This window comes from Methylobacterium sp. WL18 (assembly GCF_008040015.1).
GTDB lineage: Bacteria > Pseudomonadota > Alphaproteobacteria > Rhizobiales > Beijerinckiaceae > Methylobacterium > Methylobacterium mesophilicum.
In genome coordinates, this window is sequence record NZ_VRVD01000022.1 from 1 (window position 1) to 26,354 (window position 26,354).

Genomic DNA, 26,354 nt, shown 5'->3' on the forward strand with positions numbered 1-26,354 from the left:
GCCGCATCCGGCGCCGCCGCCGCGCGGCGCCGTGATCGCGATCGCCGAGTCCGGCTCGGCCCCGTAGGCATCGTAGAGCACCGCGAGCATCAGTTCGGCGGCGATGCCGACATCGGGAGGATCTCCGAGGATGACGGTGCGCGAGAAATTCGCTCCTCCGTCGGCTTGGTCATACTGAAGGGCCCGGAGGGCGGCCTGGGATTGCGCCTGGAGCCGAAAACCCGTTTTCCCGTAGGCGCCCGACGAGGCTTCGCACAGCATCGCGGTGTCGAAGGGCTGGAAGATGCACTGGACGTAGTGCATCGGCCGATCGCGCAGCGCCACGACGATGAAGCGATCGCGCGACGTTTCGACGGGTCCGCGCCGATGGATCGCGTCGAGGCGCGCCACGACCGCGCAGCGATGCTGCCGGATGAACGCCTCCCGGAGTGATAAACCTGGTCGCGCCTGCACGCTGCCCGCTGGTGCCTCGGCAGACGCCGCAACCAGGAACGCCATCGCCATTCGGGTCCAGCGCATGGATACCTCCGGACGCGTGCCGTGCCCCGTGGCGCAACAGCGGCACGGATCGCCCCACCCGCGCGGCACGCGGGACCAAGGACCGGACGAATCGCAAAATGATGCCGTTCCGGTAACGGGATCTTCATCGCGACTCGGGCTGGCCCGCAACCATCCCCTGCGCCGGGGGCGTCCGTTAACGGACGCTTAGGCGGCGGAACCGCTGAATCCCTCGATCACAGGATCGCAGGAGATCAGCCATGGATATCCGTCCGCTCAACGCGACGACGCCGGGGCCGCAGGGTCTCGAATCGCTCGCGGCGTCGGCCGCCCCGGCCGCCACCCAGGTCACCACCCCGGCGCAGGCCGCCACCGCCCCGCTGGAGCCGGCGGTCAAGCTCGACATCACCCCAACCGGCGACAAGGCGCGCTACATCCAGGATCCGGACACGAGCTCGATCGTGTTCCAGGTGGTCGATTCCCGGTCCGGCAACGTCGTCGAGCAACTGCCCAGCGAGACGGCCCTGCGCAACCGGGCCTACGACGCCGCCCGCGAATCGCACGCCGCCGCGGGGAACCTGTCCCGGATAGCTTGAGCCACCCGCTCAAGCCGAGGCAGCTTTACTGGGCGCGGTCCGACCTGCGGACATGCGGCCTTACGGAAACTGGAAAAACCCCGTTTGACGGACTCGTTGGCGGGCTGCTAGATCGCTCTCGTACACGGGCGCACGGAGCACCCGCGAGGCCCCGGCCTCGTGGGCGCGACACCACCGCGCCGGCCGTGTCCGCGGGCGTAGTTCAGTGGTAGAACGTCAGCTTCCCAAGCTGGCCCGATATAGCCCGCGGATGCGAATTTCCCCTGCAATCTGAGATATTTAGCGTCCGCCACGGATTATTCCGGGCCAGCGCAGTTCGTTGTAAATTATACGATATCGATCAATGGGTTACCAAGTTTTACGCTGATTTGTGCGATCCGTTCCGCGTGTTCCGTGGCACACGATTGGCACACGATTTTCGCCGGGATCAGTCCTTCCGACAGCGTTGCGGGTTGAGGCTCTTCCGGTCGATCTCGGCTTGCCGTCCCGCCTCGGCGGCCTTCCGCCCCTTGCGCTCCTCGACCCAAGCCTGAAGGCCGCTCGGTCTCGACGGCGGGGCGTCCCGAGACATGCCGGACATGAGGTCGATCGCATAATCGATTGCGACCTTGTCCCACCGACGGGTGCCCTTCATTGCGCGAGGGAGCTTGCCACTCTTCACCCAATGATCGAAGCCCTTCTCGCTGATTCCGCAGTAGGCGGCGGCGGCGGTCTTCGAAAGGACGCGGGGAAGATGCTTCGGCGCGGAATCGTCAGGGGTGGCCATACCCCTGACGATAGATCGTTTGGCGAGGCCGTAAAGGGCAGCCGCTACCGGCACGCGCCCAAGTCATGTCGAGCATCTCATGGGCGGCCAAGGCTCCCTAGAAAGAATTGACGGCCTATCCCTCAACCGTCCCGCCGTTCGCCCCGTGCGACCACAATCAGAGCCCCGTCGGCAAGCGGGCGCTGAAGCAACTTCGCCTCGGGCTACGGCGCAGAAAGCCACGTCGCCCATTCCTCCGTCTTTGTGAGGATCACCGGCATCGCCTTCGGGTGAACCGCCAGACCTCGGCGTTCGGCTCAGTCGTCAGGTCGGTACAAACGATACGGAAGTTCTTGGGGGCCGAGCAGGACCGCCAGGACGGTGGTCAAGCCTTGGAGGCGTCGAGGGGAGCGGCGGAAGTCTCGTGCCCGTCCTGAGCAGGCTCGGCGACCGTGCGGGCCTCATACTTGTCGGCGACGCTCACGATCATCCGTAAGGCGTTTAGATGCGAGGTCGTGTCGAACTTCGTTGATACAAACGCTGGGGTCTTGTCGGCTTCGAAGAGCTTCCATTGAGACCGAGGGCCGCTCGGCCTCATGTCGATAGCGTAGGCGAGCAGCCGGTCGCCGCGGGTCGCACGGATAACTTGGCCGAGTGGACTGAAAGTCGTCTTGATAGGGGGCTTGCTCATTGCGGTTTACTCTCAAACGCCGGGCGACGACTCAACCCAAAATTGGGGGAAATGCGAGTTTTACAATCCACAGGGGCAGGGCGGCGATCGTCAGGCCGACCGGGCTCGCGACGAGCATCATTAGCGCCGAAGGGATCACGCGAAGGGCGACGAACGGGAACGCGAGCACGGCCTTGCCGAAGCCGAGCAGCGAGGCGCCAATCGCCCCCCAGGACGGCCCGAGAGCCGCCGACGGCCCCGAGAGCGATGACGGCCCGCGGCCATGGCGCGAAGCCGCCCCACGGGGCTCTAATTGACGGCTAAACGTATCCGGCTGTTTGGATTACGCCCCGGCGGCGTGCTGCACTTGAATGCGCCCCAACCTTGATTCTTGCGACCCTGAGCCAACCCTCCCGCTGCTCTCCCCACGAGCACGATCGGGGGTCCGTCCGCGAGTGGGCGCTGAATTGCCTTCGCCTCGGGTCATGGCGCCGAAAATGGCGCCTCGCGGCCCGCGTCGGTCGTCTGGGTGATGGGCATCGCCTTCGGACATTCCGTCTCGACCTCAGTAGCGAGTCGCCTTCGACGGACCGGCGGCCTCAAGGCGCCTGACGTTGCCCCGCCAGCCTCAAACCAGTTTCGCGATGACCCGCCGACCCGGCTTACCGGTGTTGAGACGGCTTTTGCGCCGGGCCGGCGGATGTCCCTCGGGAGGACGCGATCAACATATGTTTGCACGCCGCCCGCGGAAAGGTTGTGCACAATGCATTGATCGCTTTTTTTATTCGTCCCGCCGTTCGCCACGTGCGACCACGATCAGCGCCCCGTCGGCAAGCGGGCGCTGAAGTGACTTCGCCTCGGGCCACGGCGCAGAAAGCCACGTCGCCCATTCCTCCGGCTTTGTGAGGATCACCGGCATTGCCTTCGGATGAACCGCGCCGACCTCGTCGTTCGGCTCGGTCGTCAGGAAGGCGAACAGATCGGCAGTCGGCTCGCCGTCTTTATACCTTCCGCGCAGAGGCCCAACCCTCGACCCGAATGCCGGCGAGGCACCCTCTTTGCTTAAGGGTTTGGTAACCACTCTGAAGGGCGCCGAGACCGCTCGACAGTTATGTGCTGTGAAGGCTCCGTCTTGAGCCCGCGAGGGCATGGTGCGGCGCACTAAGAATGGTGCATTTCTGCCACCCTGGCGGTCGGTTGCTACTTCCTCCCGACCTTTAGACTACCAATCCTTCGCTAACCGTAGGATATTTCCTGCGTTGAGACGGGCGGGCTCCGTGGGGGCACTCGGCAGACCGGAAGTCGGCAGCCGCCAATGGCGAGCAGACCGGCAGGGTAGTGCCGAATGCGGGACGGACGCCTTGAGACCTTGGGAAGGAATGAGAAAATGATGAAGAACTGGCTAGCGGCCGGCGCTGTCGCGCTCACGGTCGGCATGACCTCGACGATCGCTCAGGCGCAGACCACCACGGTTCCCGGCGAGCAGGTCGGCCTGGCCATCGGAGCGCCGCTGCCCGAGGGCATCTACGCGATCAACACCTTTACCTTCCGCCGCACCGATGGCCGGAACGATCCCGATACGGCCGTCAACATCCCGGTGCTGGTCTGGTCGACCCCGCTTGTGCCGTTCGGCGGCCGCATCGAGCTGCTCGTCGCCCCCCCGACCGTGTTCGCCTTCACCCGCAACCCGGCTGGCGTGCGTAACAAGGACATCTCGATCAACGTCGGCACCTTCGTCGGCGGCATCTGGGCGTTCGACCTCGGCAACAACTTCGGCGTGAGCTTGCTCGGCGGCGCGTATCTGAACGACCTGAACGCCGGCCGCGGCTCGATCAACGGCGGCGTCGTGAATGGTCAAGTGATTGGCACGCCAGTTCTGGGTCAGCTCTCCTCGAACACCTATCGCATGGGCGTGGCCGGCAGCTACACCGGCGACGGCTGGAACATCACCGGCAACCTGACCGCCAACATCTACGACTCGCCCGGCCGTTTCGGCGGTCAGGTAGGCGCGGCAATCGGTCCGCTTCGCATCTCGGACTCCCTCAACTTCGACCTCACCGCCACGAAGAAGTTCGGCAACTTCGAGATCGGCCCGGTCGCCTACGGTACCTACAACTTCGACATCGGCCAGGGCAGCTTGGCTGTTAACAACCGCGGCCGGTTCGCCGTCGGCGGCTTGATCGGCTACGACTTCAAGGTCTTCACCGTGCAGGCCTACGTCGCCCGCGACGTAGTCACCGGCGCGCAGATCGCCGCGACGCCGTTCAGCCGCGCCCGCAGCGACTACTCCACGGACGGCTGGCTCCGCCTGATCGTGCCGCTGTACTCGCCGACCCCCGCCGCGCCGGCCCCGGTGGCCCTGGTCCGCAAGTACTGACCATTAGACGCCAGCAATAAACGAACGGCCCGCGCTGGAAACAGTGCGGGCCATTTTTTATTTCGGGACGTTGGATCCCTCACATGGAAAAGAACAGAAGGGATCGAATCGAACGGGCGGCTCAGATTTCCTTCGTGATGCAAGAGATCCGGATGGCGGGTCTTTCGGACCCAAAAGAAATCGCTGACGCCCTGAATGCTCGCGGGATTGAAGATCTACGCGGCGGCAAGTGGACATGGATCGAAGTGCTTCGGTTCGATAAGCGCCCTAAGGAACGTTCAGAACCGTCAAAGCGCGCGGATTGGACCAAACGCTAGAGCTTGCTGAAAGCCCGAGAGCCGCCGTCGGCGCCGAGGCCGACAAATCCTGCGGTCGTCGCGCGAACCCGCCCCACGGGCTTCTAATCGACGGCTAAACGTATCCGGCGGATCGGGGCGCACGCGCTAGGGGAACGACGCCCGCTCCCGCCCCGAAGTTAGTACTACCGGCCGCGCGCGACCCGAGCCGCGTCGAGGATAGAACGGGCCGCCAGAACGTCTCGGAACGCCTCGACGGACTTGCCCGACCGGATAGCTTCGTTCGCCTCGGCCGAGGCCCCATGCGGTGTCGCCAGCGAGATGATCTCAAGAGCCCTCGCACGATCCGCCAGGATCGCTGCCGACGGCATCGGCACGACCGGCTTCGGGGGAGCCAGGGATACAACCGGCTTAGGCAGGGGCTTTGCCGACGGGAGCGTCTCGCCCTCGATCAGCATCCCCCACTTCCGAGCGTTCACCGTCAGCGTCTCGCCGCCGCCCGGCAAGAGGCACCAGTCGGCCAGGGTCGGATGCGGCTTGGCGGTCTGCCCGTTGTAAAAAATCTTCATTCTCGTTCTCCCCCCTTCTTACCGGGACACCGCGTAACGGATCGAGTCATCGCCGGCATGCAGGCCAGGAAGGTTGTCGATTGCGTCGATTAGATCCCGGTACCCCAGGCCGGGATAATGCCTGCCGAGGCGGGGCTTGCGGCGGAACGCTTCGACCTCTTCGATCTCGACGGTCTCGCCGAGTTCCCGCCCGCGGGCCGACAGACGACGACGCGCCGAGTTGTGCCCCTCGATAGCTGCGAGCAGATCGGCAAGTTCGGTCGCGAGCCGGGGGTACTCGACCCGGATGCGTTCGGAGAGGTCGTCGCCAGCCGCACGAGCGGCTTCGACCTCGGCCCGGAACGCGTCACGCTCTTCGGTCTCGCGAGCCCCGGTGAGGGCCGCTTCGAGGGTCTTGATCGCGTGCTCGGCGATCTCGGCGTCGCGCCGCGCCGTGTCGCGCGTCTCGTCAGCGGCCTTCAGGGCGGCGTTGTCGCCTGCGTCGAGGGCAAGGCGCCGAGAGGCGGCCGAGGCCGCCGTACGGGCCTGAGCGTCGTTCAGGGCGGCCTTCTGAGCCTCGATCTGATCGGCAAGGGCGTCGGAAGTCGGCTGACGGCGGCCGAGCAGGCGGGCAATGAGGTTATTCACGAGCGGAGCCCCCCTTCGACGGCGGCGTGATCGTTCGATGCGCCGGGAACGAGCATCCCCGAAGCGGGCGAAGCGAGTTCGGCAGAGACCTTGGCGATGGCGGCGGTCGCGGAGGCGATCCGGCGACGAAGCTCGGCCACGTCCGAGGCGACGATGAACTCGCGCCCGGCGAGCGCCTTCGCAGCCTTGTCGAGGTCACTCGCGATCCAAGCGAGATCTTTCGAAACCAGGGTGACGGTATGGTTCGGGCGCGGCGTGCCAGCCTTCGCGGGGCGGGGAGAGAGAGCGTTCACGCGACACCCCCGACGGTCCGGGCTTTGAGGTACTTCACAAGCTCTACATTCGAATAGAGGGCCTTGCGCTCGCTGAACCGAACAACGGCTGGGCCTTCGCCCTTCCGTTCCATCTCGCGCAAAGTCGTAACGCTGACGCCTAGAAGGTCGGCGACCTCGGCGCGGGTGCAATAATCTTTGGGCGGCGTTTCGGGCATATCCAGTCCTCTCGGCGGTTGTTATCGATGACGCCATTTGACCGCGCTTAACTGTGCTTGTCAGGGCTGATCGAATCGACTCTGCCGGAGTCAGAAAAAACGGGCGCCCCCTTGAGAGAGCGCCCGCGAAGTTTGGGTCCAGGACGGACTGAGCGAGGATGCTCGAATGGAGTGGGCCGGTCAGGGCCGATCGAGTTGTTCTCGAAGTTGTCAGGCCGGTTTGTTCAGGTTCGAAAGATGGTGATCGCGATATGCGATCTCCGCGACGAGCCTCACGGCGGCGGGAAGCGCTAGATCGAGACGCTCGGCGATGGGACGGAGTGCCTCAACCAGTTCGGGCGGCAAGGCGCGAGCCGTGGGGATCGGCACGAACTCGAAGCCGAGAAAGCCAAGAGCCGCCTCGGCTCCGGTCAGGCTAGGGTAATTCTTCGTACGCCACGCCTTGAGACAAACCCGCGTCAGCCCGGAACCTTCGGCGACCCTGTCGAGCGTCTGGTTTTGCCGCTTCATCTCGGAATAGATCAGGCGGACGTGCGGACCAGCCCGCTCGGGGATCGTAAGCGTCGAAGGACGGCGCTTCGGCGGGGCGGGGTTGCGGCGCGTGTATTTCCGGGTCGTCATAGAGCGATTTTGGATATCGCCGGCTAGGCTGACGAGGTTGTTTTCACATCCCGTCGCTCCGAGATGAAGCCGAAGATATAATACGGAACATCTTACTTCATTTTATTTCGATTTTTATTCCTGGCAGAGCGTGAATGGCCGATTTCGGAGTCGATATAAGAACTTTGATTCAACTTTATCTAGACAGTTTTCGGGCTCGATCGTTACCCGTAGTACTATAGTGCCAAAGGACCCAATGTCACTTTCTGTAGTGTTTGATTTCAATAACTTCGGTTCATATTCGACACTTCGACTGGAAACATCGTTCAACTTGATTGTGGCCTCAAGCGCGTCGAGCTTGATCGCGACCGCTTCAGTGCATTTAGAGACGGGACGCCCGACCGGCTCGAGTGAGGACTGCTATGTCGCCCCCTCTTCCTCTGTCGTGATCGCCAGCATCGCTTTTCCGATCAACCCGCAAGCCTCGTTCGAAAACAGCGTCGGGAGTTTTCTGCCTTTTTTGCACGGTCGCCTAAAGAGAGCCCCGGACCAGCCCCCGAAAGGCATCAAAAGCGGAGGCCCGCAAAAAATGCAATAAACTAACTATATATGTATATTATCTATATATATCAGCTACTTACTGTCCGGAGTTTCTTGCAAATCGGCTCGCAACGAACTGCTCGAAAAGGCAGGAAACTCGGGGTGGCGCCGGATAGGGTCGTGCAAAAAACTCCCTTTCCTGCGCCCCCGTTTGCAAGAAACTCAACACGCAAAGAAGCGCGCACTCGGCCGCCCGACCTTCGGCTGATGGAACCGCGTCTCGATACGCTTCGTGTCCTGAGCTTCCTCGATCAGTTCCTCGCGGCGCCGCTTATCCATCGTTGCGCCGAGCCTCCGTATCAGGATGCTCCGGGTGAGCCCGTTGGCGCCAGCCTTCCGCACGATCTCGACGAGGCGCTTGAAGTCACGTTGCCGATCATTGTCCGCCACGTGCCGATCAATCTCTTCCGCGAGGGCGCATGTCGAGAGCCATGCAAGATCGGCCCCCCACTGCATTGCATCAGCATCGATCTCAGGTTCTGCCGGATTTAGACCGACCGCGATCGTGAGGGCGAGTTTCAGGGCGTGCTCGCGGGTGCGGTTCAGAATTGGGATCTGCCGATTATCGGCCCGATCTTCTGCAACCCGGATTTTGGCTTCTAAACACCCTAGGACGGCCTCGGCGTCGGCCGATAGAGCGACCACGCGCGCATCCTGCGGGAACGTCCCGTTGAAGGCCCCCGCGAGGTTCCCGGACCCATACACGGCTTGATAGATCGCCCGTGACGCTTCGACGAGACAAGCGGGGGCCTTGCCGCTCGACTGTGCCGGCCTGACACGTTCAGGCTTCGCGCCTTCGACGTTGAAGAGAAGGAAGCGGGGAAGGAAGCCGTCGGCGGTGCGCGCCGACGAGAGCGCCGACCAAAAATCGTCTGGCGTCGACATGCCATAGATCGACAGATTGGGGTTGAAGAGCTTCACGGCCGCGGACGCCGCGTAGGCCGCCCCGGCATAGAAGTCCTTCGCCCGCGAGAACAGCTTAAGCATGTCGACGCGGATCATCTGATCGTGCGCCCCGGCCTTCGGCCCGTCGATCTGCCGGATGATCCCCCCGAACTCGTCTTGGATCGAGAGCAGCGACGGTTGGTCGACGAGGCTGTTGCGCAAGCCTGACGCCGACATGAAGCGGTCAGGGCCGATGAAGCGATCGAGCCCAACTTGATGGGCCAAGCTCATGATGCATGAGCCGCCATAATCCTTGCCGAAACCCGACGGGGCAAGCGAGACCATGTAGAGGTTCGTGCGCGCCCTGCTCGGCGTCTCGAAGCCCCGCCCAGCGAGGGTCGCAACCCATCCGAGCGCGGCCCCCAGCGCGAGTTCACGGGATGGGTATTCTGCCGAGTCCTCGATCCAGTCGACAATCTTACCCACGAGACCCGGCGGCCTCGTGAGATCGGCGAGCCGGATATCGCAACTCAGGGGGCCAACCCCTTGGGGCTCGTCGCTATCATCGTCACCAACTGCCGCGGGGACCGGCGCGGGGTCCGCCTGAATGCCCGCTTCCCGCAGCTTCCGCCGGGCTTGCTCCATCTCGCGTTGGATCAGATCGCGGCGCGTCTCGCGCCCGGCATCGCCCTTCGAGCGAAGTTCGGACTGAGATAGCCCAGCCGTGGCAGCGAGATGATCGAGAATCGCCGGGATCGGGTGATCCGAATGCCGTGCGCAATTGACGGCGCACCCCGCCACCGTGTCGAGAAGGTCGCTCGCGGTGCAAAGGCTGTCGAGGTATCCGCGGATGCGATCCTCCGCGAGGCTAAAGCACGGCTCGGGGAACGCGTGGGATGACTCTTCGCGTTCCGTCGGCCAGTTGCTCATCGGCGCCGGGCCGGGGGGAGCGTTATTCGGGGCGAAGTTGGCGTCCATCAGTGGGCTCCCTGCCGCCGACCGCGCCGGGCGCTCTCAAGGCGCCGCGGATCGCTCTTAAGCCCGTAGTGCCTCACGCTTTCGGCGACGTAGAAGCCGGACCGAGAGCGGAAGGCCGCAAGCTCCGAGTAGTTATTCAAGACCGCTTTCGCGAGCTTCATCGCGCGAAAGCAAGGCAGTAACTTCGGGCTCTCGCCGTATAGAGGGATCGCGTACCAGCAATGAACGTGAAACCCATTCGGGAACACGATCACGATACCCCACATGTCACTGAGGTTCGCCATCTCGAAACCATTCCGATCGTCGACCGGCATCCACTCCCGGATGATGTAAGCCGCGTTCGGGGATTTCGAGAATATCTCAGCGTCACCCGAGAGAAGGGGGCGGGTCCGCTCTAGAGCCTCGTCACTGTCCTCCCGAGGCTCTTCGGAATAGGTGACGAAAAGGTCTTGCTCGGCCGTCTCGGAAAGGTTATTCATAGCTCCACCAACTGTTGATTTAGTTCCTCGAAGGCCCGAGCGTCGGAAGCGCTTGGGCCTTTGTTCGTTTGCGCTAGGCGGCCGAACCGCTGTCCGGCTGCTCGGGGCGGCGGGCGCCAAGCTGAGCAACCGGCGCGCGATCAAGCATCGCCTGCCAGTCATCGGCCGTAACGACTGTCGCACGGCCAATCTTCTTCGCGCGCAAGTCGCCCCGCCGGATTAGATTGTAGATCGTCGAGCGACAAATCAGTCCCTCCGCGACGAGATCGGAAACCCGATAAGCTTTGATCATGTCGGTTATTCCACTGAAGTGCGTGTGTGGTCATAATCGTGGGCCGAGTTATTTAGGTCAAGCGTAAAGTCATTCAGCTAATAAAAAAGACCGGACAATTTTTGTCCGGTCTGCTGAAATTCATCGGAAAGAGACGCAGCTTTACGGCGCGTTACTTCGATAATCGTCTTGCTGAACGGCCCCGTCACGGATCGCCGCCGCATACGCACGAAGTGCCTTCGCGGTAAGGGCCGCGTCGGTCAATCCGATCGTAACGGCGTCGGTATCGCTGGCCGACTCCAAATAGTCGGCGAGTTTTAAGGCCGCGCTCTGGATTTCGGACATGAGATCTCCTTCGTCGCACTTGCGTGCGTCCGCATGGCACCCGGCGGGATACTCGGGCATGATGATACGTTGATGTTCGGGACGAATGCCGGGGGAGTCGAAGCACGCCCCCGGCGATAGTCTAGGCCGCGTGCCGTTCTTTCTCGGCGACCCACGCCAAGATCGCCGTGCGCCGCGCGAAGATCTTTCCGCCGATCTTGAACGAAGGGAAGTCGTGATGCTCGATGATGTGGTAGATCTTCCGGCGCGCTTTCGCGTCTTGCGCGCCGAAAAGGAACTTTGCGATCGGGCCAGCGCCTTCGATCATATCGCCGGCAAGTGCCGCGGGGGCGTCTTCGGTCTGCATTCTACATCCTCAAGGCTTCGCCAACCTGCCACGGCGTCCGGTGCGTGAAGGTGGCGGTGATACTCAGTTCGCAACCCGGCGGGTCACAGCCCTTTTGCAAGGGTCTGCTATATTTGAGCTTCCACTGTGACCCGTCGAAAACCCCTATGATTTCAGCTTCGCACAGCGGTCTAGTCAATTTGAACTCCAATTCGATATTCGACGCACCGGCCAGATCTCCGCTTCGAAATCCTTCGATAAACTCAGCTAAAAACTCGCCGAATGTGTGCTTCGTAGAAAGACCGGGTATTTCGCGGCTAGACGATCTGATCGGATCGAAACTGAGGCTTGCGAAATTCTCAACGGCAACGACACTGTTCTGCACCTGATCGGCACTAGCGACCGCGATGATAAGGTTTGCGGCGTCGTTGGGTGTCATTCGCGCCGCCGCTCGCCCTCGCCCTCCTTTCGTTCTTAGACCGGCATTCAGAAGGTTTCGATCGTGCGTGACGACGGTCGCAACGTCGACGCCGAGCGCGTCGGCGACGCTCTCGATCAGCTTCATTGGGCTCGCCACGCTTCGGCTTCCGTTCTTTTCGTTCCGTTCATTGTTAATATTTCCGAATGAGCTTGCCTGTCAAGCTCCATTCGAACATATTCCGAATGGGTGCGGTGCTGCCGCGCTCGAATGACGGAGCGGACACAATGGCAAGCGTCAGAAAACGATCATGGGCGACCTCGAAAGGCGAAAGGCGCACGGCATGGTCTGTCGACTTCGCCGACGCCTCAGGCGCTCGGCAGAGGCGTCAGTTCGATACGAAGCGAGAGGCCGACGCCTTCCGCGTCGAGGCCGAGGGGCAAGTGCGAGCCGGGACGTTCAGGCCTGAGGCTGACAAGGTCGCGATCGGCACCGTTGTCGATCAGTACCTCGCGGAGTGCCGCGGGCGTATGGAGCGCGGCGAGAGGATGACGCGGCATCACTTCGAGACCGTCGAAGGACTGATCCGCAACCATGTCTTGCATGTCGAGTATGGGGTCGGCGGTATGAAGCTCGCCCATCTCACAGCTTCGAAGGTGCGGGCCTTTCGTGACCGCCTGCGAGCCGCCGGGGTCTCGGTCCCGCTCACACGCAAGGTGCTCGGCGCTCTTTCCCGCGTCCTAGGCCACGCCGTCGCAACCGACCTTATCGCCGTCAACGCGGCGCAGAAAATCGAGGTCATTGCCCGTCGAGACCAGGGATCGAAGAAGGTCGTGCCCCCATCAAAAGCCGACTTGCAAGCCATGCTCGTGGCGGCCGACGAGGATTTCCGGCGCGTAATCCTCTTCGCCGCGGCAACCGGCCTCCGGGCCGGAGAGCTATGGGCGCTCCGCTGGCGGCATATCGACTTCACGGCAAGCGAGATCATCGTCGAGACGCGTGTTGACCGGTTCAAGACGGAAGGGACGACAAAAAGCGATGCGGGCGTGCGAACCGTCCCTCTCGGTGCGGATCTCGGCCGAATCCTGAAGGCATGGCGCCTTAAATCTCGCTTCTCGAAGGCGGGTGATCTCGTGTTCCCCAACGGTCGCGGGGGATACGTCAATCACGACAACCAGATGCATCGGTTGTTTCGGCCGCTGTGCCTTTCGACCGGGGTCACGTCGATCCGGTGGCACTCCCTTCGGCATTTCGCAATTTCGACCTGGATCGAAGCCGGCCTGTCGCCGAAGGCCGTTCAAACCTTCGCGGGTCATTCGTCCCTCGAAATGACGATGGATCGCTACGGACACCTCTTTCCGAGCGAGACCCATAAAAATGCCTTTGACGTGATCGCGGCGGGCCTGCTAAGTCCCGTTGGCACACAAACGGCACACGGCGACATCGGGCCTCAAGCCCTTAGCCGCTAAGTTGCTGTGATTGTTCGTGTCCGCGGGCGTAGTTCAGTGGTAGAACGTCAGCTTCCCAAGCTGAATATGCGGGTTCGATTCCCGCCGCCCGCTCCATTTACCTTCAAGCACTTAGCTGGTTAACGCTAAGCCCCGACGGGCGGTGATACCAGTTTGATACCAGCCGCAGCCCTGTTGGGCCGCCCTTATGAGGCTGGTCGCCCTCTCATCCCGCCTCGGCGATGAACGCCCGCCACGCGGCCGGCACGGACGGGCCGTCGTCCATCGCGTCGCCTATCTCCAGCTGCATGTCGATGGCCTGCGCGGCCTCCGTGACCGCCTCGGCCGACATCGAGATCCCCGGCCGGCCCGGGACGATGGCCCGGCCGCGGACCATGCGCGCGTTCACGGTTTCCTGGGCGTCACCGGTCAGCCAGACCGCGAACACCGCGTCGACGCCGGCATGATCCCGCTCGGGATCGCCCCCGAGGCGGCTGCTTTCCAGGATCTTGGCGAGCCAAGTCGAGTCCGGGATTTCGGTGTCGTTCACTGTGATGGCCTCCGGGGACGGATTCCATTTCGAGTAACCGTAGGATCTTACCTCCACGTAATCATTGCCCCCTATCCAGGGTGCCATGTCACTTTACCCCTGCGTGCCGATCTCCATGCGACCTCCTTTCTGGGAGGAGAATTTTTATTCGTATTGGACATCATCCGAGAGCAGGCAGCCCTGGCAAGTCGAGCGGGATGCACAGATCATGGAGTGCCGGCGGGCGGTCTCGACACCGTCGGACCTCCTGCGGCGCGGGATCGAGATGCGGCGATTGAAGGACGCGCTCGACCGCATGCCCCATCCGTCGTGGGGCAGCGCGCCCTGGATGTCCCGATCCGGTATCAGGGAGCGTACCTCGCTCCGTTACGTCGGGGACTACGTCGTCGAGCATCTGACCGCCGATGACCGCGCCCACCTCAGGCGCGAGATGATCTTGGCCGACGGAGAGAGGACCAATCTGTCCGCCTGGCATGACAGCCTGGGAAATTGCGGCATGAGCTCCGGCTGCGGCGGCGGGCGGAAACCGACCCAGGAGGACATGAAGGTCCTGGTCGAGGACCTGGCCGAGTTCCGCACGGATGAACGGTGCACGTCCGGTGAGTGGGGTTCGCTGATCGACGGTCTGTGCCGAACGAGGGAAGACGACGCCCGTATCCGCGGCCTGTTCGAGGAGGCCTCGGGCATCACGGACGAAATGCTGTGGGGCCTGAAGGAATCCGTGCAGGCGCACGAGAAGGCACGGGCGGCCATCGAGGCGCTCAACCAGCGGCGGGAAGAGCTCTACAAGGCGGGCACGGACGCGCCCCGGGCTCACATCAACTGGCGGCGGTTCCACCCGCACGGCGCGCCCGAGGCCTAGAGCACGATGACCCCGCCGGGGAACGCCTTTCGGAAATCGATTGGCTCCCCGGCCGGCGGCTCCGTGCCGAAGACCGCGAGGTGCGCCCCGCGATTGACGGCACGCTGCTGATCGGGCGTCAGGGTAGCGGCCTGCACCGCGTTCCATTCGACGGTCAGGGCCGCGATCCCCGGCGTCAGAGCACCCTTCCACGGTTCAGGGTCGACCTTGTCGAAGATGACCGTTCGCGCCATGCCGCGGTCCGTTCGGATCTGCTCGGCTCGCCGATGGTCGTCGACGGTCCACCCGTTGGTGGTTATCTCGCGATTCGTCATGCTCAGGGCTCCCCTCGGTTCAGGATCTCGGTGACGCGTTGCTCAGCGTCATGTGAAGAACGACCATCCCTGGCTCGGGTCGTATGCCTCATCCTCTTCCGCGTCCGGCTGGAACCAGCCCAAATCATCCATCCGCGCCACCTCATCCGTCGTGAGTGGCGTGTCGGTGGCGCAGACGTTGAACTGGTACTGATCGGACCCGGACTTGTAGTCCGCGAGCTCAGTGAAGTGCTTTGCCAGGATGCCGAGTCCCTCGATGATGTTGGCGAGCATCATGCCTGATTCTCCTTGCCCTGGAGGATCTCGGCGACGCGCTGCAGGTCGACGTAGCCGTCGATCAGCGTGAATGCCCGGCCGGTCGGGTTGAGATCCTCGTCCTGTTCTTCCTCCTGCAGGTCACCGAAATAGAGGGTGTCGTGCTTGGCGGATGCCTTGAACGCCTGGTGGATGGCGTCGACGGTCAGGGCGCGCCCGGGCGGAATCATCCGCTCGATCAGCACGCAATCCTCGGCCCGGTAGATCTCGTCGGCGCCGACGGCGAAGACCTGAGACGCGACGTCATCCCTGAAGATGATCTCGGCCGGAGTCTGGTTCGGGTGGCCCCACCGTTCCGAGGTGATCCACCAGAACTCCCGCCGCTCGACGACAGGCGGCTTGGCGCGCTCGGCCTCCAGGGCCCTCACCGCGCAGGAACGGCAGCACCGGACGCGCTTCGCTCCAAAGGCCCTCCCGCCGCATACCTTGCAGGTGCCGACGTACCCCCCGGGGGACCATCCGTGCGGTTGGAGATCGTCGGCCGTGTAGCCGTCGTCCGCATGATCCCCGTCCGTCATGCTCCATGCGTAGGTCATGCTGCAGGTGGCCTCCCATGCCGGGCTGTGCCGTCGGGCCAATCCCAGCGGTGGTCGCAATCCGGCTCGAACTCGATGCCGACGATGGTGGCCTTCAGGCGGCGGACCTTCTCCCGAAACTGGTTGACCGCGTTCCTCTCCATACCGACGACGCCGGCAAGGTCGCTGAGGATCTCGTAGACCTGCCTGGAGGCCTCCTTCATCCGCTCCGGCTCGGTCATGGTCGTGGGATCAAGCTCGGGCGGAAGCACCTCCTCCAGCTTCGCCCGGCGGACTATCAGGGCGGTCAGCGAGGCGCCCACAGAGCCCTCCTTCCCGATGACCTTCCAGTGTTCCGCGGCCTCAAGATGCGATGCCTCACCGACACCTTGGGTGTAGATCAGGACGACGTCTCCGATCTTGTGCCGATCCCAAGTCGCCTTGACGAGAACGCCGCGACCGCGACCGGCCAGGGTATGCCAGTCGGTGGTCTTGACCCGGTAGGAATGCGTGGTGCGCTCAGCCATGCGCGGACCACACTGCTGGTAGGGCGGTATCTCGGGTGCGCTCAGATCCATCTGTCCAAGCCACGCCCCGAACCTCGGACAGGAACTCAGCGTGTCCGGCTGGCTTCGGCGTCAGATTCGTCCAGAGCTCGTAGCGGTGGTGTCCGGTCGTGGGCTCATCCACGCGGACGATGTTCGCCCCGGGCCGAACGTGTTGGATGACCGCCCGCAGCGCCTTGGCATCCGCGGCGTGTCGGGCCCGCTCTATGTCGAGCTCGCAGAGGAGCTCCATCACCTGGTGGGCGAGCTCGTCCTTCGTGCGGTTCATGAGAGAGCGTCGGGTAATGCGGGAGGTGACCTCGAAGACGGGCATGGTCAGGCGGCCTCATCGAGAGCGTTGTTGATCGCGTAGGACGGAACGTATCCGTCCAGCAGGTTCCCGTTCGGCCGGATCGTCCGAAGCATGGCCAGCCGTAGCTTCTCCCGGGCCTCGTCGGTGGTGGCCTTGCGGAAGGGAAAGAGGAACGGGCGGATCGGGTCGGGCACCTCGGACAGGCGCAGACCCAGCTCCTTATCCGAGAGGCCGGCAGCCAACTCCGCGGCAAGGCTCACGCCCGAGATCAGCTTGAGGTACCGGGCCTGCAGGACGACGGCGATCTGATCGAAGTCCGCCCAGAATTCCTCGGGCAGGTCCCGGCGCATCTCTTCGAGATCCCCGCCGGCGGCCATGACGTCCCACACCGCCAGGGGCGTGCAGCGGCTGATCACGCCGTGGAGGCGCTTGTACTCGTCGCCCTTCACCTTGACCCTGGTGCCGTCGGCGAAGCGGATGACGAAGCCTTCCTTATCCCGGGGCAACGCCACGACCGTGGTGATCATCTCCGCGAGGGATATGAACGCATGGCGCTGGACGACCTTGAAGGCGAAGTGGCTCGCCTCCCCGAGATCCATGAGCTCGGCGAAGGGCACCTCGCGCCCGGACGCGTCGTAGGCTGCCAGCAGCGACAGGCCCGCCTCCGGGTACCGGACGACGATGACGTTCTCCGGGTAGATGGCCTCGAACAGGTAGGTCGTCCCGGGCACCAGGGCCGAGGTGTCCATCGCGTCAAGACGCGCCTGCGCCCACACAGCCTGGGAGGAATCGAATGCCCCCTTGGTCGCGGTGCGCCACCGGCCGGAGCCAGCGTGGTGGAAGGCGATGATCAGGGAGCCGTCGAGCTTCTCGAACGCCTCGAACGGCAGATCCGGGACGACGGCGCCCCGCTCGCCGAGGTTGAAGAACTTCGGGAACGGCGTCGCGACGACGGCGCCGGCGTCGTAGTCCACGATCAGGCCGCGGGCGAGCAGCGAGTACCGGTCCCAGCCGTGGTCGTACACGCAGCGCTGCGTGTAGCAGTAGATGAGTAGCCCGGTCGCCCGGCACATCTTCCGGCTGACGAAGCCGGCGGCCCGCGCTTTCTCCAGGCCGTCGATCAGGTCGTTGAAGGCCATGGCACGGGCGGGGTGGATGATCGTCCGCATGATCAGGACCTCCCCTTCGCCGCGGCGGCGCGCTTGGCCGCACGGTTGATGCCCGGGGGAATCCGCATCGCGTTCGGGGTGACCTTCCCGCGCCGGATGCGGTCGGCGATCTTGCCCCAGGTCTTGAGCTCGTCGGGCGTCAGGCCCTCGGCCGGCGGCGGGGGCGTCGTGGTCGTCACGCCGCGCAGCACCGCGAGCTCGGACTCGGTGGCGACGCGGAGCCGGATGCCCGCGACCTTCACGGGCGGCCATGCCCGGGGACGGCTGTTGTCGGCCGGGGCGTTGAAGGCGCGCTCGATCTTGCCGACCTTGGGATCGGCGAGGATCTGGTCGAAGGTCGCCGCGTCCTCGACGTACATGCCGGGCGGCATCGAACCGGGCAGGACCGCTTTCGTAACGGGATCGAGATCGGAAGCCACGTAGTGCGGCTTGAGCCAGGTCCTGCCCATCACGCTGCCTCCTCGACGCGCTGAGGCGGGCACTTGGCCTCCTCGGAAGCGATGGTGATCTCGATGCCGTCGACCTCGACACCGAGAGCGGCGAGTTCCTGATCGAGATCGGCGATCCTGGTGCGAAGCTCGGCGCGCATGGCCCGGCGGACGGCCTCGACCATCTTGTCGTCGAACCGGTACCCGAACAGGGTCAGCGCCCCTCCGAAGGGGCCGTAGCTGTTGCCAGGCCCAATCGACGTCTCGCGCCCGATGTCGACGTATGCTGTGACCCAATCGCGACGGCGCTTAACCAGGTCGTTGGCGAGCGTGACTTCCGACAGCTTCATGGCTTCCCCCCTCAGGAATCCGAAGGGGGTCCCCGCACCTGGCCGGGACCCCCTTCATCTCGGCCCACACCGGCAGACCCGAACGCCGCGTGGCGTATCCCCAGAAAATACACCCATCCGTCGATTCGGGGAGCGAACCTCGTTGACTTCGAACGAAACAAGCTCTTTGCTCACCTTCATCCCCGGCAACGGGGGCAAACCTCGCAAGCGCAGTTCACCGCGCCCATGGTTTTACGTCCCCCCCGCCGGCAGGGGGGCAACCCTTTGTTTAAGTCGTGGGCTAGTCCCCCGGGTTCACAGTTTCCTTCCCCCAATCACGGGGGGCACACCTTCGACAGGCCCTGGCATCCGCCGGGGCCTTCGTCGTTCTAGGTCTTGCGTCCGCACCGTGCCTGTTTATAACAGGCACACTAGCGCGTTGGATGAACCGGCGCGGTGGATACGAGGGACCCACAATGAACACTTACATCCGGATCGACACGCCGGCCTACGGCAGCATCTACGCCGTCGCCACCGAGGAGGAGGCCCTCGACCTCTTCGCCAAGGCCGCCGGCTACAGGGATTACGCCGAGCTCGCCGCCACCCTCGGCAAATCCGTCGAGGAGGCTCGGGACGAGCTCGTCATCTCTCGCGTCACGGCCGACGACATCGTGCGGGACATCGTCGAGGAGGGCATCGAGAACGAGGTCATGGATTCCTGGAAGGTCGATGAGATCGCCGAGTTGAACGGGCTCGACCGGGGACCGCTCGTCGCGGCGGCCGACGCCATGCAGACGCGGCGCATGCTCGAAAACTACAACGCCCAGTGCACGATCATCGCCCAGGATCGCGTCCGGCGCGCTTCCAGCCTCGATGAGGTCTACGCCGAACTTCTGTTGGTCCGCCGGTACTTCGGCGCCGACGGCCTGAGCAAGTGGCTGTATGATACCGGCAGCGGCGAGGTGCCGACCTTCGGCCCTGCACCTGTCGACGTGGGCAGTCTCATCTCCTGGGATGCCGAGCGGGTCATCGTCAGGGACGAGAATGCGCCCGACTTCTCGATCTGCATCGAGTCCCGGCTGGACGTCGCCGCCTGATCCGATTGGACGATGAGCATTCCGGGGCGGGCCATGAGGCTCGCCCCTTTTCCGTTCGGAGGACCCATGAAGATCATCCTGAAATCCGTGCCCGATCAGGCCGAGGGGATAGCCGTCGGCACGCTCGACGGATTCCCACTCTACTATGTCGGCCGGACCGCTCACGTGGACGGGCGGGCCCTGCAGCACGGCGATATCGCCGAGGCCATGATCGACGCCGTCGACTACGCGGCCGCGCAGGTCCTTGGGGGCGAGTGGTCGAAACCGCTGGCTTTGGTCACCGGCCTGAACGCGCGGACGTGCAACCGCGACAGGATCAGGCAGTGGGGCCTGCCGCCGTGGGTCCTAGTCTTGCTGGGCAGGGCATCCGAGCATCGTCATGCCCGGGCGCTGGGCTTCATCCTGCAGGGCGCCGCCATGGTGTACCGCGATGTCGGTCCATTTTCCGATGAGGAGAAACGGGACCGGATCGGGGAGATCACCGATCCACTTGCGTTCATGGCGAGCCTGTCGAAGACCGCCGACGAGATGGTCGCCTACGCCCGACGCGAGCGCGAAAAGGCGGCCGCCGCCCGGGGCGCGTAACCGAACCTTAAGACACGACCTCTAGTCTCGCCCACCTGCCGTCGGTCTTCACCGGCGGCCCGGACCAGGAATCCCGATCATGCGACAGTCCCCCCGAAACGGGGTGGGCGCGCCGTCTCTGCGCGCGCTGCTCCGCGGCACCCCCATCCATCGCGGCAGTCATGCCCGCCAGCTTCAGGCCGAGATCCTCTCGACCGTCCCGGGAATTTTCAGCGCCGGCCGGGCCGAGCTGATCCGACAGTGCGCGGACTCGCCGCTTTTCCACGAGCTCGTCGTCTCCCTCTGGAAGTCGGCTATCGCCGCCCTCTCGATCAGGCCGGATGAGGCCGCCAAGGAGGGCCGGTTCATCACCGCGATCTATGAGGCGTGGCTCGTCCTCAGGCGGACTGTGGGCGTGCAGTCCGCCATCGATGCCGATCTCGATCTCTCGTTCCACGACCGCCAGGAACAGGAGATGCTGGATCTGGTCACGCTTCTGCTCGCCGACCTCGGCGAGGGCGTCGCCCGCATGGCGTACGTCGATCTCGCATGGCGCCATGCACGCGAGCGTGAGCCCGACCAGGACGACCTGCTGTACGGCGCCATCGGCGCGAGCCTCTACGCCGGCGAGAGTTGGCGCTTCGAGGGCAAGCGCCCTACCGGCATGCCATCCGGTTTCGCCCTTCAATGCATCGAACTCGGCAGGCAGGCCTTCACGGGCACGCTCCCGCAGCCCGAGCCGGCATGGGCGAAGGAGGCCAAGGCCGCGTCCGGCCTCCGCGCCATCGAGGCCGCACGTATCGACGCCGGACCGTCGCTCTTGGTGTTGGCGTCCGTCGACCACCTTCCCGGGTCCGCCACCGGTGGCGAGGGCCGCCCCGGCGGCAGCGTCGGTACGACGGCCCGGGCCGAGTGGGCCCCGATGGCGGGCAAGCGCCTCCCCCTGGTCGTGGTTCCCGATCTCGCCCGAGTGAAGAGGAGGCTCGTGCGGGAGTTCCCGGACTGCGAGCGGATCATCGACGCGGTGCTGGCGCCCATCGCGGGACGGCAGTTTGCCTACCTGTCGCCCTTCCTGCTCGTCGGGGCGCCGGGTTCGGGCAAGAGCCGCCTCGCCCGCCGGATCGGGGAAGAGCTCGGGCTCGCCGTCACGGTCTACGCGTGCTCGGGGGTCAGCGACTCCTCGATCATCGGAACCAGTCGAATGTGGAGTACGGGTCGCGCATCCGTCCCGCTCCAGGCGATCCGTCGCGCGGGCGCCGCCTCGGTGCTGATCGTCCTCGACGAGATCGCACGCGCCGGCACCCGCACCGACAACGGCAAGCTCACCGACGGCGTCCTCGGGCTGACGGAGCGGGAGACCGCCCGGGCGTACCAGGACCCCTACTTGGAATGCCCCGTGGATCTGTCGGCGGTCTCGTACGTCGCTACGGCGAACACGGTGGACGGTCTCGATCCGGCGCTCCTGTCCAGATTCCGGGTCTTCGAGATGCCGATGCCGACGGCGCGGTCCCTGCCGGTCCTGGCCCGGGCCATCGTTGCCGAACTCCGGGTCGAGCGCGGCCTCGATGCGGTGTGGCTCCCCGACCTGACGCCCGACGAGCTCGAAATGATCGGCTCGCACTGGTCCGGAGGCAGCGTCCGCGTCCTGCAGCAACTCGTGGAAGTTGCCGTGGACGGTCGCGACCTCGGCCAGGCCAACTAGGGGGCGATCATGCGGCATCGCTCCCACGCCCCCGTCCTCGACTACTTCTTGGAGATCCTCAGGGCGCACCGCGCCTCGGGACGTCTCCACGCTCAAGTCGCCCACGGGATGGAGGCCTACGTCCTGCACGTCACGCGGCTCGCAGACGAGCATGTCCTCACCGGCGTCGAGGCCCTCGTGGCGGCCAATCGCGCCGTGACGCTGGCGCTCGCACTCCCGCAGCTTCCGGAGGATCGCCATGAACCGCGGTGACCTCGCGACGGCGGCAGCGCGGATTCGCGCGGCCTGGGTGCCCGGTCGGGAATGCCGGCTCCGTCCCCGCCGGGCCCGGCTCTACGTCCTGAAGGTCGCCCGGCTCGATGCGGACGGCCTGATCCGTCCGGAGCGGGCCGAGGCGGTCGCGGCCCGGGCGCAGGTCCTGGCCGAGGAGATGGAGGGCGCCCGATGCCCGACGTCTACCGAAATTTGACCCGAGCCTGCTGGTCCGTCCGCGTCAAAAATCGGGTCGTCGGCCACGTCCCCGCGCTGGTTCTCCGGGACGTCGCGTTCATCGTCTCCCTCCCGGGCGTGCGTCGGATTCGGCTGCGGCAGGCCCGCGAAGTCATCGCCTACGCCCGGGGCGTCCCATCCGAATCCGGCCTCCCCAACGGCGCGCTGCAGGTGCGCTTCTGCCCCTACCGGTCGACAGATTTCACGCTTCCCGATGGCAGCCCGATCCGCGCGGCCGCCGTCGCCTCCTTCCTCCCAGACGGCTCGTGCTGGGCCGTCCTTTGATCCGGGGATACCGTCATGCTCCACGTCGTCGTCTCATCCCTCCTGTTCCTGCTCGCCGGCGCGGCCGCGGTCGCCGACGAGGGTCCATGGTCCCAGCCGCGGTGGTATGTCGAGACGACGGAGGCACACGGGCCCTTCACGCACACCACGGGGATGTCGGTCTCCCAGAACGCCAAGGCCGGCCGCGATGACGTCGAGGTGATGTGCCAGGTCACCGACGTGCGGGCTCCCCGGGATGCCATCGTCGTCCGCCGAAGGGGTAAGGCCTTGTTCCGCCAGGACGCGTGGTGCGGGGACGCCGGTGACCTGGGGTCCTGGTGCGTGGCCTTGGAGGAAGGGGCGGTCATGACGTGGTACGGGAAGACGATCTGCGCGGGCGGGCAGGCGACGTTCTCGACGGGCGACTGACCAAAAGGTAAGGGCCTGTTTCCTCAATGGAAACAGGCCCCATGTGTAGTGATCAGGCTTCGACTACGCTTTAGTTACGCGGCGTTCCCGAACAGGTCCCGCGGCCCCTCGGGCATCATCGTGTGCCTCTGCCACTTCTTGGCGAGGTACTGGAGGCCGTAGGGCGTGACGAAGGTCTGGGCCCGGGCGACGTCGCCGTCGAGGAACGGATGGACGGTGAAGATCGCCATCTTGACGAAGGCCGCCTTAGGCATGAGCTCGCGCCCCTGGTAAAACAGGTAGGTCCCCTTCAGCCAGTCGACGAATGCCTTGGGCGGGGCGCCGATGGACCGGGCGGCGTTCTGCAGGCCGTAGTGCCCGTCGGCGTTGGCGAACCGGTCGAAGAACTCGACCTTCGGGGCGGCCGTGGCGAGCGCCGATTCCGACACCGTCAGGGCCTGGGAGATCTGGGCGTTCTCGGCCTTGAGGGCGAGGTTCGCTTCGGCGTACCCGAGCAGGACGACACGCAGGGAGGCCGGGTCGTTCGGGTCGAACGGCGGCGGCTGGCGGCGGCGAAGCTCCTCCTCCATGGCGTTGAAGGCCGAGATGTAGCCCACCTTCCAGATCGTGGCCGCGCTGCCGTTGAACCCCATCACCGCCAGGGTGAAGCCGTCCCTGTCCATGAGGCAGTAGCGCTCCTGCCGGACGCCGCCGTTGGGCATCCGGGTCGGCGCCGATGTAAACGCAAAACTGCGTTCACATGCGCCGGGCAGGGTCTTCATCAGGCCATCGATGGCCCGGAGGACGTCGGCGTGCCGCTTGCCGAACACCTTCGCCAGTTCCCGGCTGTCGGCCCGGACCTGTCCGTCGATGACGCTGACGATGGGATCGGTCGACGTGACGAGGGCGCTCATCAGTGCATCCCCCGCAGCCGGATGGAGGTCGCCAGCGCGGCCCGGCGTGCGGCCACCTTGGCTCGCTCCTGCCAGAGGCACTCGGCGAGGTAGGCGGACTGCTCGTCCACCGTCATGAGGCGGCACGCCTGCAGCATGGCATGCAGGTCATCGTCGGGAGTGGTATCGGTCGTCTCAGCCTTGGACACGGGTCGCTCCGTCGTCGAGGGTCAGGCCGGGATGTGAGAGGCGTTGGACCCTCTCTGCCCGGCCGACACCGAATGCCCTCGTGGTGAATCTGCGTTAACCACAATGTGAGGCATGGGAATATAAAAATCAACCTTGCCACGGGAAGTCCGGGAAGGCATGGTGTAACGCATGGTCACGAATAGTCAGATCCGCGCCGCACGCGCCCTCCTCGGCATCAAGCAGAGCGACCTCGCCGAGTGGTCGGGCGTCAGCCAAGGCACCATCGCGAAGTTCGAGCTCGGGTTGAGGACGCCGTTCGCGCCGAACCTCGCCGCGATGGAGCGGGCCCTGGAGGAGCACGGCGTCATCTTCCTCGCCGCCACGGATGACCGCGGGCCCGGCGTCTGCCTCGCCGCGGAAGGGTCTGCACCGGACGCAGACCCCTCAGGATCGGGCGCGCTTGAGCAGGTATGAAGGTGGCTCGCCCCACCGGGCCTTGCAGGCCTCGACGCCATGGGATGCGAGCAGCTTCAGGACTGCGGCGCGGGTGGGCTGAAATTTCAGCTTGTCGTCCCAGGAGACGTTCCAAGCCGAGGGCTCGCCCCGGTCGTATCGAATCCGCGAGAGGCGATTGCTCACCAGGCCGGGCGTGACGCCCTTCAGCTTGGCGTAGGCCGCGAGGGAACCGGCGGCCGCGATCCCGGCCTCCACCTCATCGTCGTTGAGCAGGCGTTCCCGGCGGTAGCTCATCAGGCGGCCAGCCGACTGATGCCGAGGTACGCGTCCCAGTCGAACGGGGGCCACCAGCGCAAGTCCCGCGGCCGGTACTCGGGGATCGGGTCGGCGAGGATGCCGGCCCGGAGCATGCCCGCCAGGGTGAGGAGGAAGGCGACGTCGCCCTTGCTCACCGACGCCTCCCGCCCGGGGGGAGCCGGTTCATGGCGTCCGTATTGTCCTCGGTCGCCTTCGTGTTCTGCCGGGTGATGCGGGTCAGGTCCTCCACGGATTCCCGCAGGTCCCCGATGCATGACCGCACGTCCGAGATCGCGTCGCGGTCATCGGGATGCATGCGCCCCATGGTCCGCTGGGCGGACAGGGGCGGCTCCATGGTGGTGGTGTCGGAGGCCCGGCGCTGCTTGATGATGCCGCCGAGGATGCCGAGCAGGGCCGCCCCGAAGCCGGCCACGCTGGCGATCAGCCCCTTCCAGGGCTCCAAGGCGGTGAGGACGCCAGACAGGATGGTGCTCACGGGGCGAAGCTCCTCGGCAGTGGAGCCGGGGGCGCCGCCTGCATCATCTTGAAGACCCGCCCGGCGACGACGATGTCTCGGCCGGCGCGGAAGGCTGAGCGGATGTCCGAGACGGCCAGGGCGGCCGAGAAGGCGGCGCCGATCCCGAAGGCCCCGACCGATGGCACCCAGAACAGCACCGCGATGTAGGCGTGGAGCGTCGCCCCGATCAGCGCGGTGATGGTCCTGAGTAACGGGGTCCGTCGCCAGTGGCCGTTGATCGCCAGCGCGGCGATGCGGACGATGGCGACGCCCCCGATCAGGACGGCCCATTCGCTCTCCGGCATGATGGCGGCGAACCGGTCGAAGATGGCGCCGGTCGCGAACGTCTTGCCCGGCAGCGCCAGCAGGATCGCGATCAGCGCGTCCGTGCCGGCGCAGTGCCACTCCAGGTCACGGCTCGGCGTGAACACGGTCGGGACGCTTCGGATCGATCTCATGGGCGCCACCCGCATGCCTTGGCCCCGAACTCGTTGTGAGCGAGGACCTCCCGCTGGCGGGCCGGCGTCATGGCTTGGATCTCGGAGCGAGAGGGACGCTGGGGCCGGGCGGTCTCGCAGAACGAGCCTCCGGGGCTGCCGCCGGAGGTGACGCACCCGGCAAGGGCGGCCGCGAGAACCGCGGCGAGGACGACGGGCTTCATCGGGACCACCTTTCCAGTCGCCGGGTGACCTCGGCGTCGGACTGGGAAGCGACGTCCCGGTCGATCCGCGCCCGCTCGGTGCGGGCTTCGGCATTGGCGCGGTCGACCCGCGCCATGGCCTCGTCGCGCCCGGCCTTTCGGATGCGCCCGGCCCCAGCGTCCCTCTCGCTCCGAGATCCAAGCCATGACGCCGGCCCGCCAGCGGGAGGTCCTCGCTCACAACGAGTTCGGGGCCAAGGCATGCGGGTGGCGCCCATGAG

41 protein-coding genes, 2 tRNA genes and 2 pseudogenes are annotated in these 26,354 nt (G+C 65.2%); 15 read left to right on the plus strand and 30 right to left on the minus strand.

The features are described 5' to 3' along the window. On the minus strand, nucleotides 1-519 hold a 519-nt coding region (locus FV228_RS04250), incomplete at its 3' end, for a hypothetical protein (RefSeq protein WP_147853445.1). A gap of 239 nt (nucleotides 520-758) precedes the next feature. Here FV228_RS04250 and FV228_RS04255 point away from each other — a divergent pair. Beyond that, a complete protein-coding gene (locus tag FV228_RS04255; protein WP_147853446.1) occupies nucleotides 759-1,094 on the plus strand; it encodes a flagellar protein FlaG in 336 nt (111 codons plus the stop codon). A gap of 191 nt (nucleotides 1,095-1,285) precedes the next feature. Further along, nucleotides 1,286-1,362 (plus strand) — tRNA-Gly (locus FV228_RS04260). 159 nt (nucleotides 1,363-1,521) lie between these two features. Here FV228_RS04260 and FV228_RS04265 read toward each other — a convergent pair. The 4 genes and pseudogenes from FV228_RS04265 to FV228_RS04280 all read right to left on the minus strand — a co-directional run. After that, nucleotides 1,522-1,914, minus strand: a complete 393-nt coding sequence (locus tag FV228_RS04265) for a hypothetical protein (RefSeq protein ID WP_147853447.1) — start codon at nucleotides 1,912-1,914, stop codon at nucleotides 1,522-1,524. Between the two features lie 68 nt (nucleotides 1,915-1,982). Then, nucleotides 1,983-2,167, minus strand: a pseudogene (locus tag FV228_RS34065) (SOS response-associated peptidase); the annotation flags it as partial. Between the two features lie 57 nt (nucleotides 2,168-2,224). Then, the gene (locus FV228_RS04275) at nucleotides 2,225-2,530 is read right to left on the minus strand and encodes a hypothetical protein (RefSeq protein WP_147853448.1); all 306 of its coding nucleotides are present in this window, start codon (nucleotides 2,528-2,530) and stop codon (nucleotides 2,225-2,227) included. Between the two features lie 760 nt (nucleotides 2,531-3,290). Further along, nucleotides 3,291-3,573: pseudogene (locus tag FV228_RS04280) on the minus strand (SOS response-associated peptidase family protein); the annotation flags it as partial. A gap of 323 nt (nucleotides 3,574-3,896) precedes the next feature. Between FV228_RS04280 and FV228_RS04285 the strand changes: the two are divergent. Next, complete coding sequence (locus tag FV228_RS04285; protein WP_147853484.1) at nucleotides 3,897-4,886, plus strand: transporter; 990 nt, start codon at nucleotides 3,897-3,899, stop codon at nucleotides 4,884-4,886. A gap of 83 nt (nucleotides 4,887-4,969) precedes the next feature. Further along, the gene (locus FV228_RS04290; protein ID WP_147853449.1) at nucleotides 4,970-5,203 is read left to right on the plus strand and encodes a hypothetical protein; all 234 of its coding nucleotides are present in this window, start codon (nucleotides 4,970-4,972) and stop codon (nucleotides 5,201-5,203) included. A 164-nt stretch (nucleotides 5,204-5,367) separates the two neighbouring features. Here the strand turns inward: FV228_RS04290 and FV228_RS04295 are convergent, their stop codons facing one another. The 10 genes from FV228_RS04295 to FV228_RS04345 all read right to left on the minus strand — a co-directional run bounded on the left by FV228_RS04295 (nucleotide 5,368) and on the right by FV228_RS04345 (nucleotide 11,916). Beyond that, nucleotides 5,368-5,751, minus strand: a complete 384-nt coding sequence (locus FV228_RS04295; RefSeq protein WP_147853450.1) for a hypothetical protein — start codon at nucleotides 5,749-5,751, stop codon at nucleotides 5,368-5,370. Between the two features lie 18 nt (nucleotides 5,752-5,769). Continuing rightward, entirely contained in the window at nucleotides 5,770-6,378 is a 609-nt protein-coding gene (locus FV228_RS04300; RefSeq protein WP_147853451.1) for a hypothetical protein, read from the minus strand. After that, on the minus strand, nucleotides 6,375-6,671 hold the full coding sequence (locus FV228_RS04305; protein WP_147853452.1) for a hypothetical protein: 297 nt from the start codon (nucleotides 6,669-6,671) through the stop codon (nucleotides 6,375-6,377). Before FV228_RS04305 ends, FV228_RS04300 begins: the two co-directional genes overlap by 4 nt. A gap of 407 nt (nucleotides 6,672-7,078) precedes the next feature. Next, complete coding sequence (locus FV228_RS04315) at nucleotides 7,079-7,489, minus strand: hypothetical protein (RefSeq protein ID WP_147853454.1); 411 nt, start codon at nucleotides 7,487-7,489, stop codon at nucleotides 7,079-7,081. Nucleotides 7,490-8,230: 741 nt separating this feature from the next. Then, complete coding sequence (locus tag FV228_RS04320; protein ID WP_147853455.1) at nucleotides 8,231-9,931, minus strand: DUF3987 domain-containing protein; 1,701 nt, start codon at nucleotides 9,929-9,931, stop codon at nucleotides 8,231-8,233. Beyond that, nucleotides 9,931-10,410: a hypothetical protein gene (locus FV228_RS04325; protein ID WP_147853456.1), complete on the minus strand. Its 480-nt coding sequence runs from the start codon at nucleotides 10,408-10,410 to the stop codon at nucleotides 9,931-9,933. Before FV228_RS04325 ends, FV228_RS04320 begins: the two co-directional genes overlap by 1 nt. Before the next feature lie 73 nt (nucleotides 10,411-10,483). Continuing rightward, complete coding sequence (locus FV228_RS04330; protein WP_147853457.1) at nucleotides 10,484-10,702, minus strand: helix-turn-helix domain-containing protein; 219 nt, start codon at nucleotides 10,700-10,702, stop codon at nucleotides 10,484-10,486. A 141-nt stretch (nucleotides 10,703-10,843) separates the two neighbouring features. Next, the gene (locus FV228_RS04335; protein ID WP_147853458.1) at nucleotides 10,844-11,026 is read right to left on the minus strand and encodes a hypothetical protein; all 183 of its coding nucleotides are present in this window, start codon (nucleotides 11,024-11,026) and stop codon (nucleotides 10,844-10,846) included. Between the two features lie 121 nt (nucleotides 11,027-11,147). Beyond that, nucleotides 11,148-11,372, minus strand: coding sequence for a helix-turn-helix domain-containing protein (locus tag FV228_RS04340; protein ID WP_147853459.1), 225 nt, complete (start codon nucleotides 11,370-11,372; stop codon nucleotides 11,148-11,150). A gap of 1 nt (nucleotide 11,373) precedes the next feature. Continuing rightward, nucleotides 11,374-11,916, minus strand: a complete 543-nt coding sequence (locus FV228_RS04345; protein ID WP_147853460.1) for a hypothetical protein — start codon at nucleotides 11,914-11,916, stop codon at nucleotides 11,374-11,376. Nucleotides 11,917-12,014: 98 nt separating this feature from the next. On the opposite strand from FV228_RS04345, the gene FV228_RS04350 reads away from it, so the two are divergent. Beyond that, the gene (locus FV228_RS04350; protein ID WP_246693823.1) at nucleotides 12,015-13,238 is read left to right on the plus strand and encodes a site-specific integrase; all 1,224 of its coding nucleotides are present in this window, start codon (nucleotides 12,015-12,017) and stop codon (nucleotides 13,236-13,238) included. Between the two features lie 22 nt (nucleotides 13,239-13,260). Beyond that, nucleotides 13,261-13,334, plus strand: a tRNA-Gly gene (locus FV228_RS04355). 109 nt (nucleotides 13,335-13,443) lie between these two features. Here the strand turns inward: FV228_RS04355 and FV228_RS04360 are convergent. Then, entirely contained in the window at nucleotides 13,444-13,767 is a 324-nt protein-coding gene (locus FV228_RS04360) for a hypothetical protein (protein ID WP_147853461.1), read from the minus strand. 208 nt (nucleotides 13,768-13,975) lie between these two features. On the opposite strand from FV228_RS04360, the gene FV228_RS04365 reads away from it, so the two are divergent. Continuing rightward, a complete protein-coding gene (locus FV228_RS04365) occupies nucleotides 13,976-14,629 on the plus strand; it encodes a hypothetical protein (protein ID WP_147853462.1) in 654 nt (217 codons plus the stop codon). Here the strand turns inward: FV228_RS04365 and FV228_RS04370 are convergent. The 7 genes from FV228_RS04370 to FV228_RS04400 all read right to left on the minus strand — a co-directional run bounded on the left by FV228_RS04370 (nucleotide 14,626) and on the right by FV228_RS04400 (nucleotide 18,578). Next, the gene (locus FV228_RS04370) at nucleotides 14,626-14,943 is read right to left on the minus strand and encodes a hypothetical protein (RefSeq protein WP_147853463.1); all 318 of its coding nucleotides are present in this window, start codon (nucleotides 14,941-14,943) and stop codon (nucleotides 14,626-14,628) included. The two genes, FV228_RS04365 and FV228_RS04370, sit on opposite strands and share 4 nt — an antisense overlap. A 48-nt stretch (nucleotides 14,944-14,991) precedes the next feature. Continuing rightward, on the minus strand, nucleotides 14,992-15,219 hold the full coding sequence (locus FV228_RS04375) for a hypothetical protein (RefSeq protein ID WP_147853464.1): 228 nt from the start codon (nucleotides 15,217-15,219) through the stop codon (nucleotides 14,992-14,994). Continuing rightward, a complete protein-coding gene (locus FV228_RS04380) occupies nucleotides 15,216-15,626 on the minus strand; it encodes a hypothetical protein (RefSeq protein WP_147853465.1) in 411 nt (136 codons plus the stop codon). Before FV228_RS04380 ends, FV228_RS04375 begins: the two co-directional genes overlap by 4 nt. A 164-nt stretch (nucleotides 15,627-15,790) precedes the next feature. After that, nucleotides 15,791-16,300 carry a hypothetical protein gene (locus tag FV228_RS04385; protein ID WP_147853466.1) on the minus strand — a complete coding sequence of 170 codons (510 nt, stop codon included), beginning with the start codon at nucleotides 16,298-16,300 and terminating at the stop codon, nucleotides 15,791-15,793. Nucleotides 16,301-16,654: 354 nt separating this feature from the next. Next, on the minus strand, nucleotides 16,655-17,800 hold the full coding sequence (locus FV228_RS04390; protein WP_147853467.1) for an RNA ligase: 1,146 nt from the start codon (nucleotides 17,798-17,800) through the stop codon (nucleotides 16,655-16,657). A 2-nt stretch (nucleotides 17,801-17,802) separates the two neighbouring features. Beyond that, nucleotides 17,803-18,252, minus strand: a complete 450-nt coding sequence (locus FV228_RS04395; RefSeq protein ID WP_210247781.1) for a hypothetical protein — start codon at nucleotides 18,250-18,252, stop codon at nucleotides 17,803-17,805. After that, on the minus strand, nucleotides 18,249-18,578 hold the full coding sequence (locus tag FV228_RS04400) for a hypothetical protein (protein ID WP_147853469.1): 330 nt from the start codon (nucleotides 18,576-18,578) through the stop codon (nucleotides 18,249-18,251). The genes FV228_RS04395 and FV228_RS04400 overlap by 4 nt, the downstream gene beginning before the upstream one ends. A gap of 455 nt (nucleotides 18,579-19,033) precedes the next feature. Between FV228_RS04400 and FV228_RS04405 the strand changes: the two genes are divergently transcribed. From FV228_RS04405 to FV228_RS04435, 7 genes are all read left to right on the plus strand, one after another. Then, nucleotides 19,034-19,654, plus strand: a complete 621-nt coding sequence (locus tag FV228_RS04405; protein WP_147853470.1) for a hypothetical protein — start codon at nucleotides 19,034-19,036, stop codon at nucleotides 19,652-19,654. A gap of 66 nt (nucleotides 19,655-19,720) precedes the next feature. Then, on the plus strand, nucleotides 19,721-20,239 hold the full coding sequence (locus FV228_RS04410) for a hypothetical protein (protein WP_147853471.1): 519 nt from the start codon (nucleotides 19,721-19,723) through the stop codon (nucleotides 20,237-20,239). A 103-nt stretch (nucleotides 20,240-20,342) separates the two neighbouring features. Beyond that, entirely contained in the window at nucleotides 20,343-21,920 is a 1,578-nt protein-coding gene (locus tag FV228_RS04415) for an AAA family ATPase (RefSeq protein WP_187277630.1), read from the plus strand. Nucleotides 21,921-21,929: 9 nt separating this feature from the next. Then, nucleotides 21,930-22,172: a hypothetical protein gene (locus FV228_RS04420; RefSeq protein ID WP_147853473.1), complete on the plus strand. Its 243-nt coding sequence runs from the start codon at nucleotides 21,930-21,932 to the stop codon at nucleotides 22,170-22,172. Further along, complete coding sequence (locus FV228_RS04425; RefSeq protein ID WP_147853474.1) at nucleotides 22,159-22,389, plus strand: hypothetical protein; 231 nt, start codon at nucleotides 22,159-22,161, stop codon at nucleotides 22,387-22,389. The genes FV228_RS04420 and FV228_RS04425 overlap by 14 nt, the downstream gene beginning before the upstream one ends. Continuing rightward, on the plus strand, nucleotides 22,365-22,694 hold the full coding sequence (locus tag FV228_RS04430) for a hypothetical protein (protein ID WP_147853475.1): 330 nt from the start codon (nucleotides 22,365-22,367) through the stop codon (nucleotides 22,692-22,694). The genes FV228_RS04425 and FV228_RS04430 overlap by 25 nt, the downstream gene beginning before the upstream one ends. A 15-nt stretch (nucleotides 22,695-22,709) precedes the next feature. Beyond that, nucleotides 22,710-23,102 carry a hypothetical protein gene (locus tag FV228_RS04435; protein ID WP_147853476.1) on the plus strand — a complete coding sequence of 131 codons (393 nt, stop codon included), beginning with the start codon at nucleotides 22,710-22,712 and terminating at the stop codon, nucleotides 23,100-23,102. Between the two features lie 74 nt (nucleotides 23,103-23,176). Here FV228_RS04435 and FV228_RS04440 read toward each other — a convergent pair whose 3' ends face one another. Together FV228_RS04440 and FV228_RS04445 are read right to left on the minus strand one after the other, a co-directional pair. Next, nucleotides 23,177-23,995, minus strand: a complete 819-nt coding sequence (locus FV228_RS04440) for a phage regulatory protein/antirepressor Ant (protein ID WP_147853477.1) — start codon at nucleotides 23,993-23,995, stop codon at nucleotides 23,177-23,179. After that, nucleotides 23,995-24,183, minus strand: a complete 189-nt coding sequence (locus tag FV228_RS04445) for a hypothetical protein (RefSeq protein ID WP_147853478.1) — start codon at nucleotides 24,181-24,183, stop codon at nucleotides 23,995-23,997. Before FV228_RS04445 ends, FV228_RS04440 begins: the two co-directional genes overlap by 1 nt. 169 nt (nucleotides 24,184-24,352) lie before the next feature. Here FV228_RS04445 and FV228_RS04450 point away from each other — a divergent pair, with 169 nt between their 5' ends. Then, nucleotides 24,353-24,637: a helix-turn-helix transcriptional regulator gene (locus FV228_RS04450; RefSeq protein ID WP_147853479.1), complete on the plus strand. Its 285-nt coding sequence runs from the start codon at nucleotides 24,353-24,355 to the stop codon at nucleotides 24,635-24,637. On the opposite strand, the gene FV228_RS04455 is transcribed toward FV228_RS04450, so the two are convergent. From FV228_RS04455 to FV228_RS04470, 5 genes are read right to left on the minus strand one after another with little or no spacing between them, the layout of a single operon-like run. Then, complete coding sequence (locus FV228_RS04455) at nucleotides 24,608-24,913, minus strand: hypothetical protein (protein ID WP_147853480.1); 306 nt, start codon at nucleotides 24,911-24,913, stop codon at nucleotides 24,608-24,610. The two genes, FV228_RS04450 and FV228_RS04455, sit on opposite strands and share 30 nt — an antisense overlap. Further along, nucleotides 24,913-25,071 (minus strand): hypothetical protein, encoded by a 159-nt coding sequence (locus tag FV228_RS32920; protein ID WP_187274739.1) that lies wholly within the window; start codon nucleotides 25,069-25,071, stop codon nucleotides 24,913-24,915. The genes FV228_RS04455 and FV228_RS32920 overlap by 1 nt, the downstream gene beginning before the upstream one ends. Beyond that, complete coding sequence (locus FV228_RS04460; RefSeq protein ID WP_147853481.1) at nucleotides 25,068-25,412, minus strand: hypothetical protein; 345 nt, start codon at nucleotides 25,410-25,412, stop codon at nucleotides 25,068-25,070. The genes FV228_RS32920 and FV228_RS04460 overlap by 4 nt, the downstream gene beginning before the upstream one ends. Further along, nucleotides 25,409-25,891, minus strand: a complete 483-nt coding sequence (locus FV228_RS04465; protein WP_147853482.1) for a hypothetical protein — start codon at nucleotides 25,889-25,891, stop codon at nucleotides 25,409-25,411. Before FV228_RS04465 ends, FV228_RS04460 begins: the two co-directional genes overlap by 4 nt. After that, nucleotides 25,888-26,094, minus strand: coding sequence for a hypothetical protein (locus FV228_RS04470; protein ID WP_147853483.1), 207 nt, complete (start codon nucleotides 26,092-26,094; stop codon nucleotides 25,888-25,890). The genes FV228_RS04465 and FV228_RS04470 overlap by 4 nt, the downstream gene beginning before the upstream one ends. Nucleotides 26,095-26,354 lie beyond the last annotated feature (260 nt).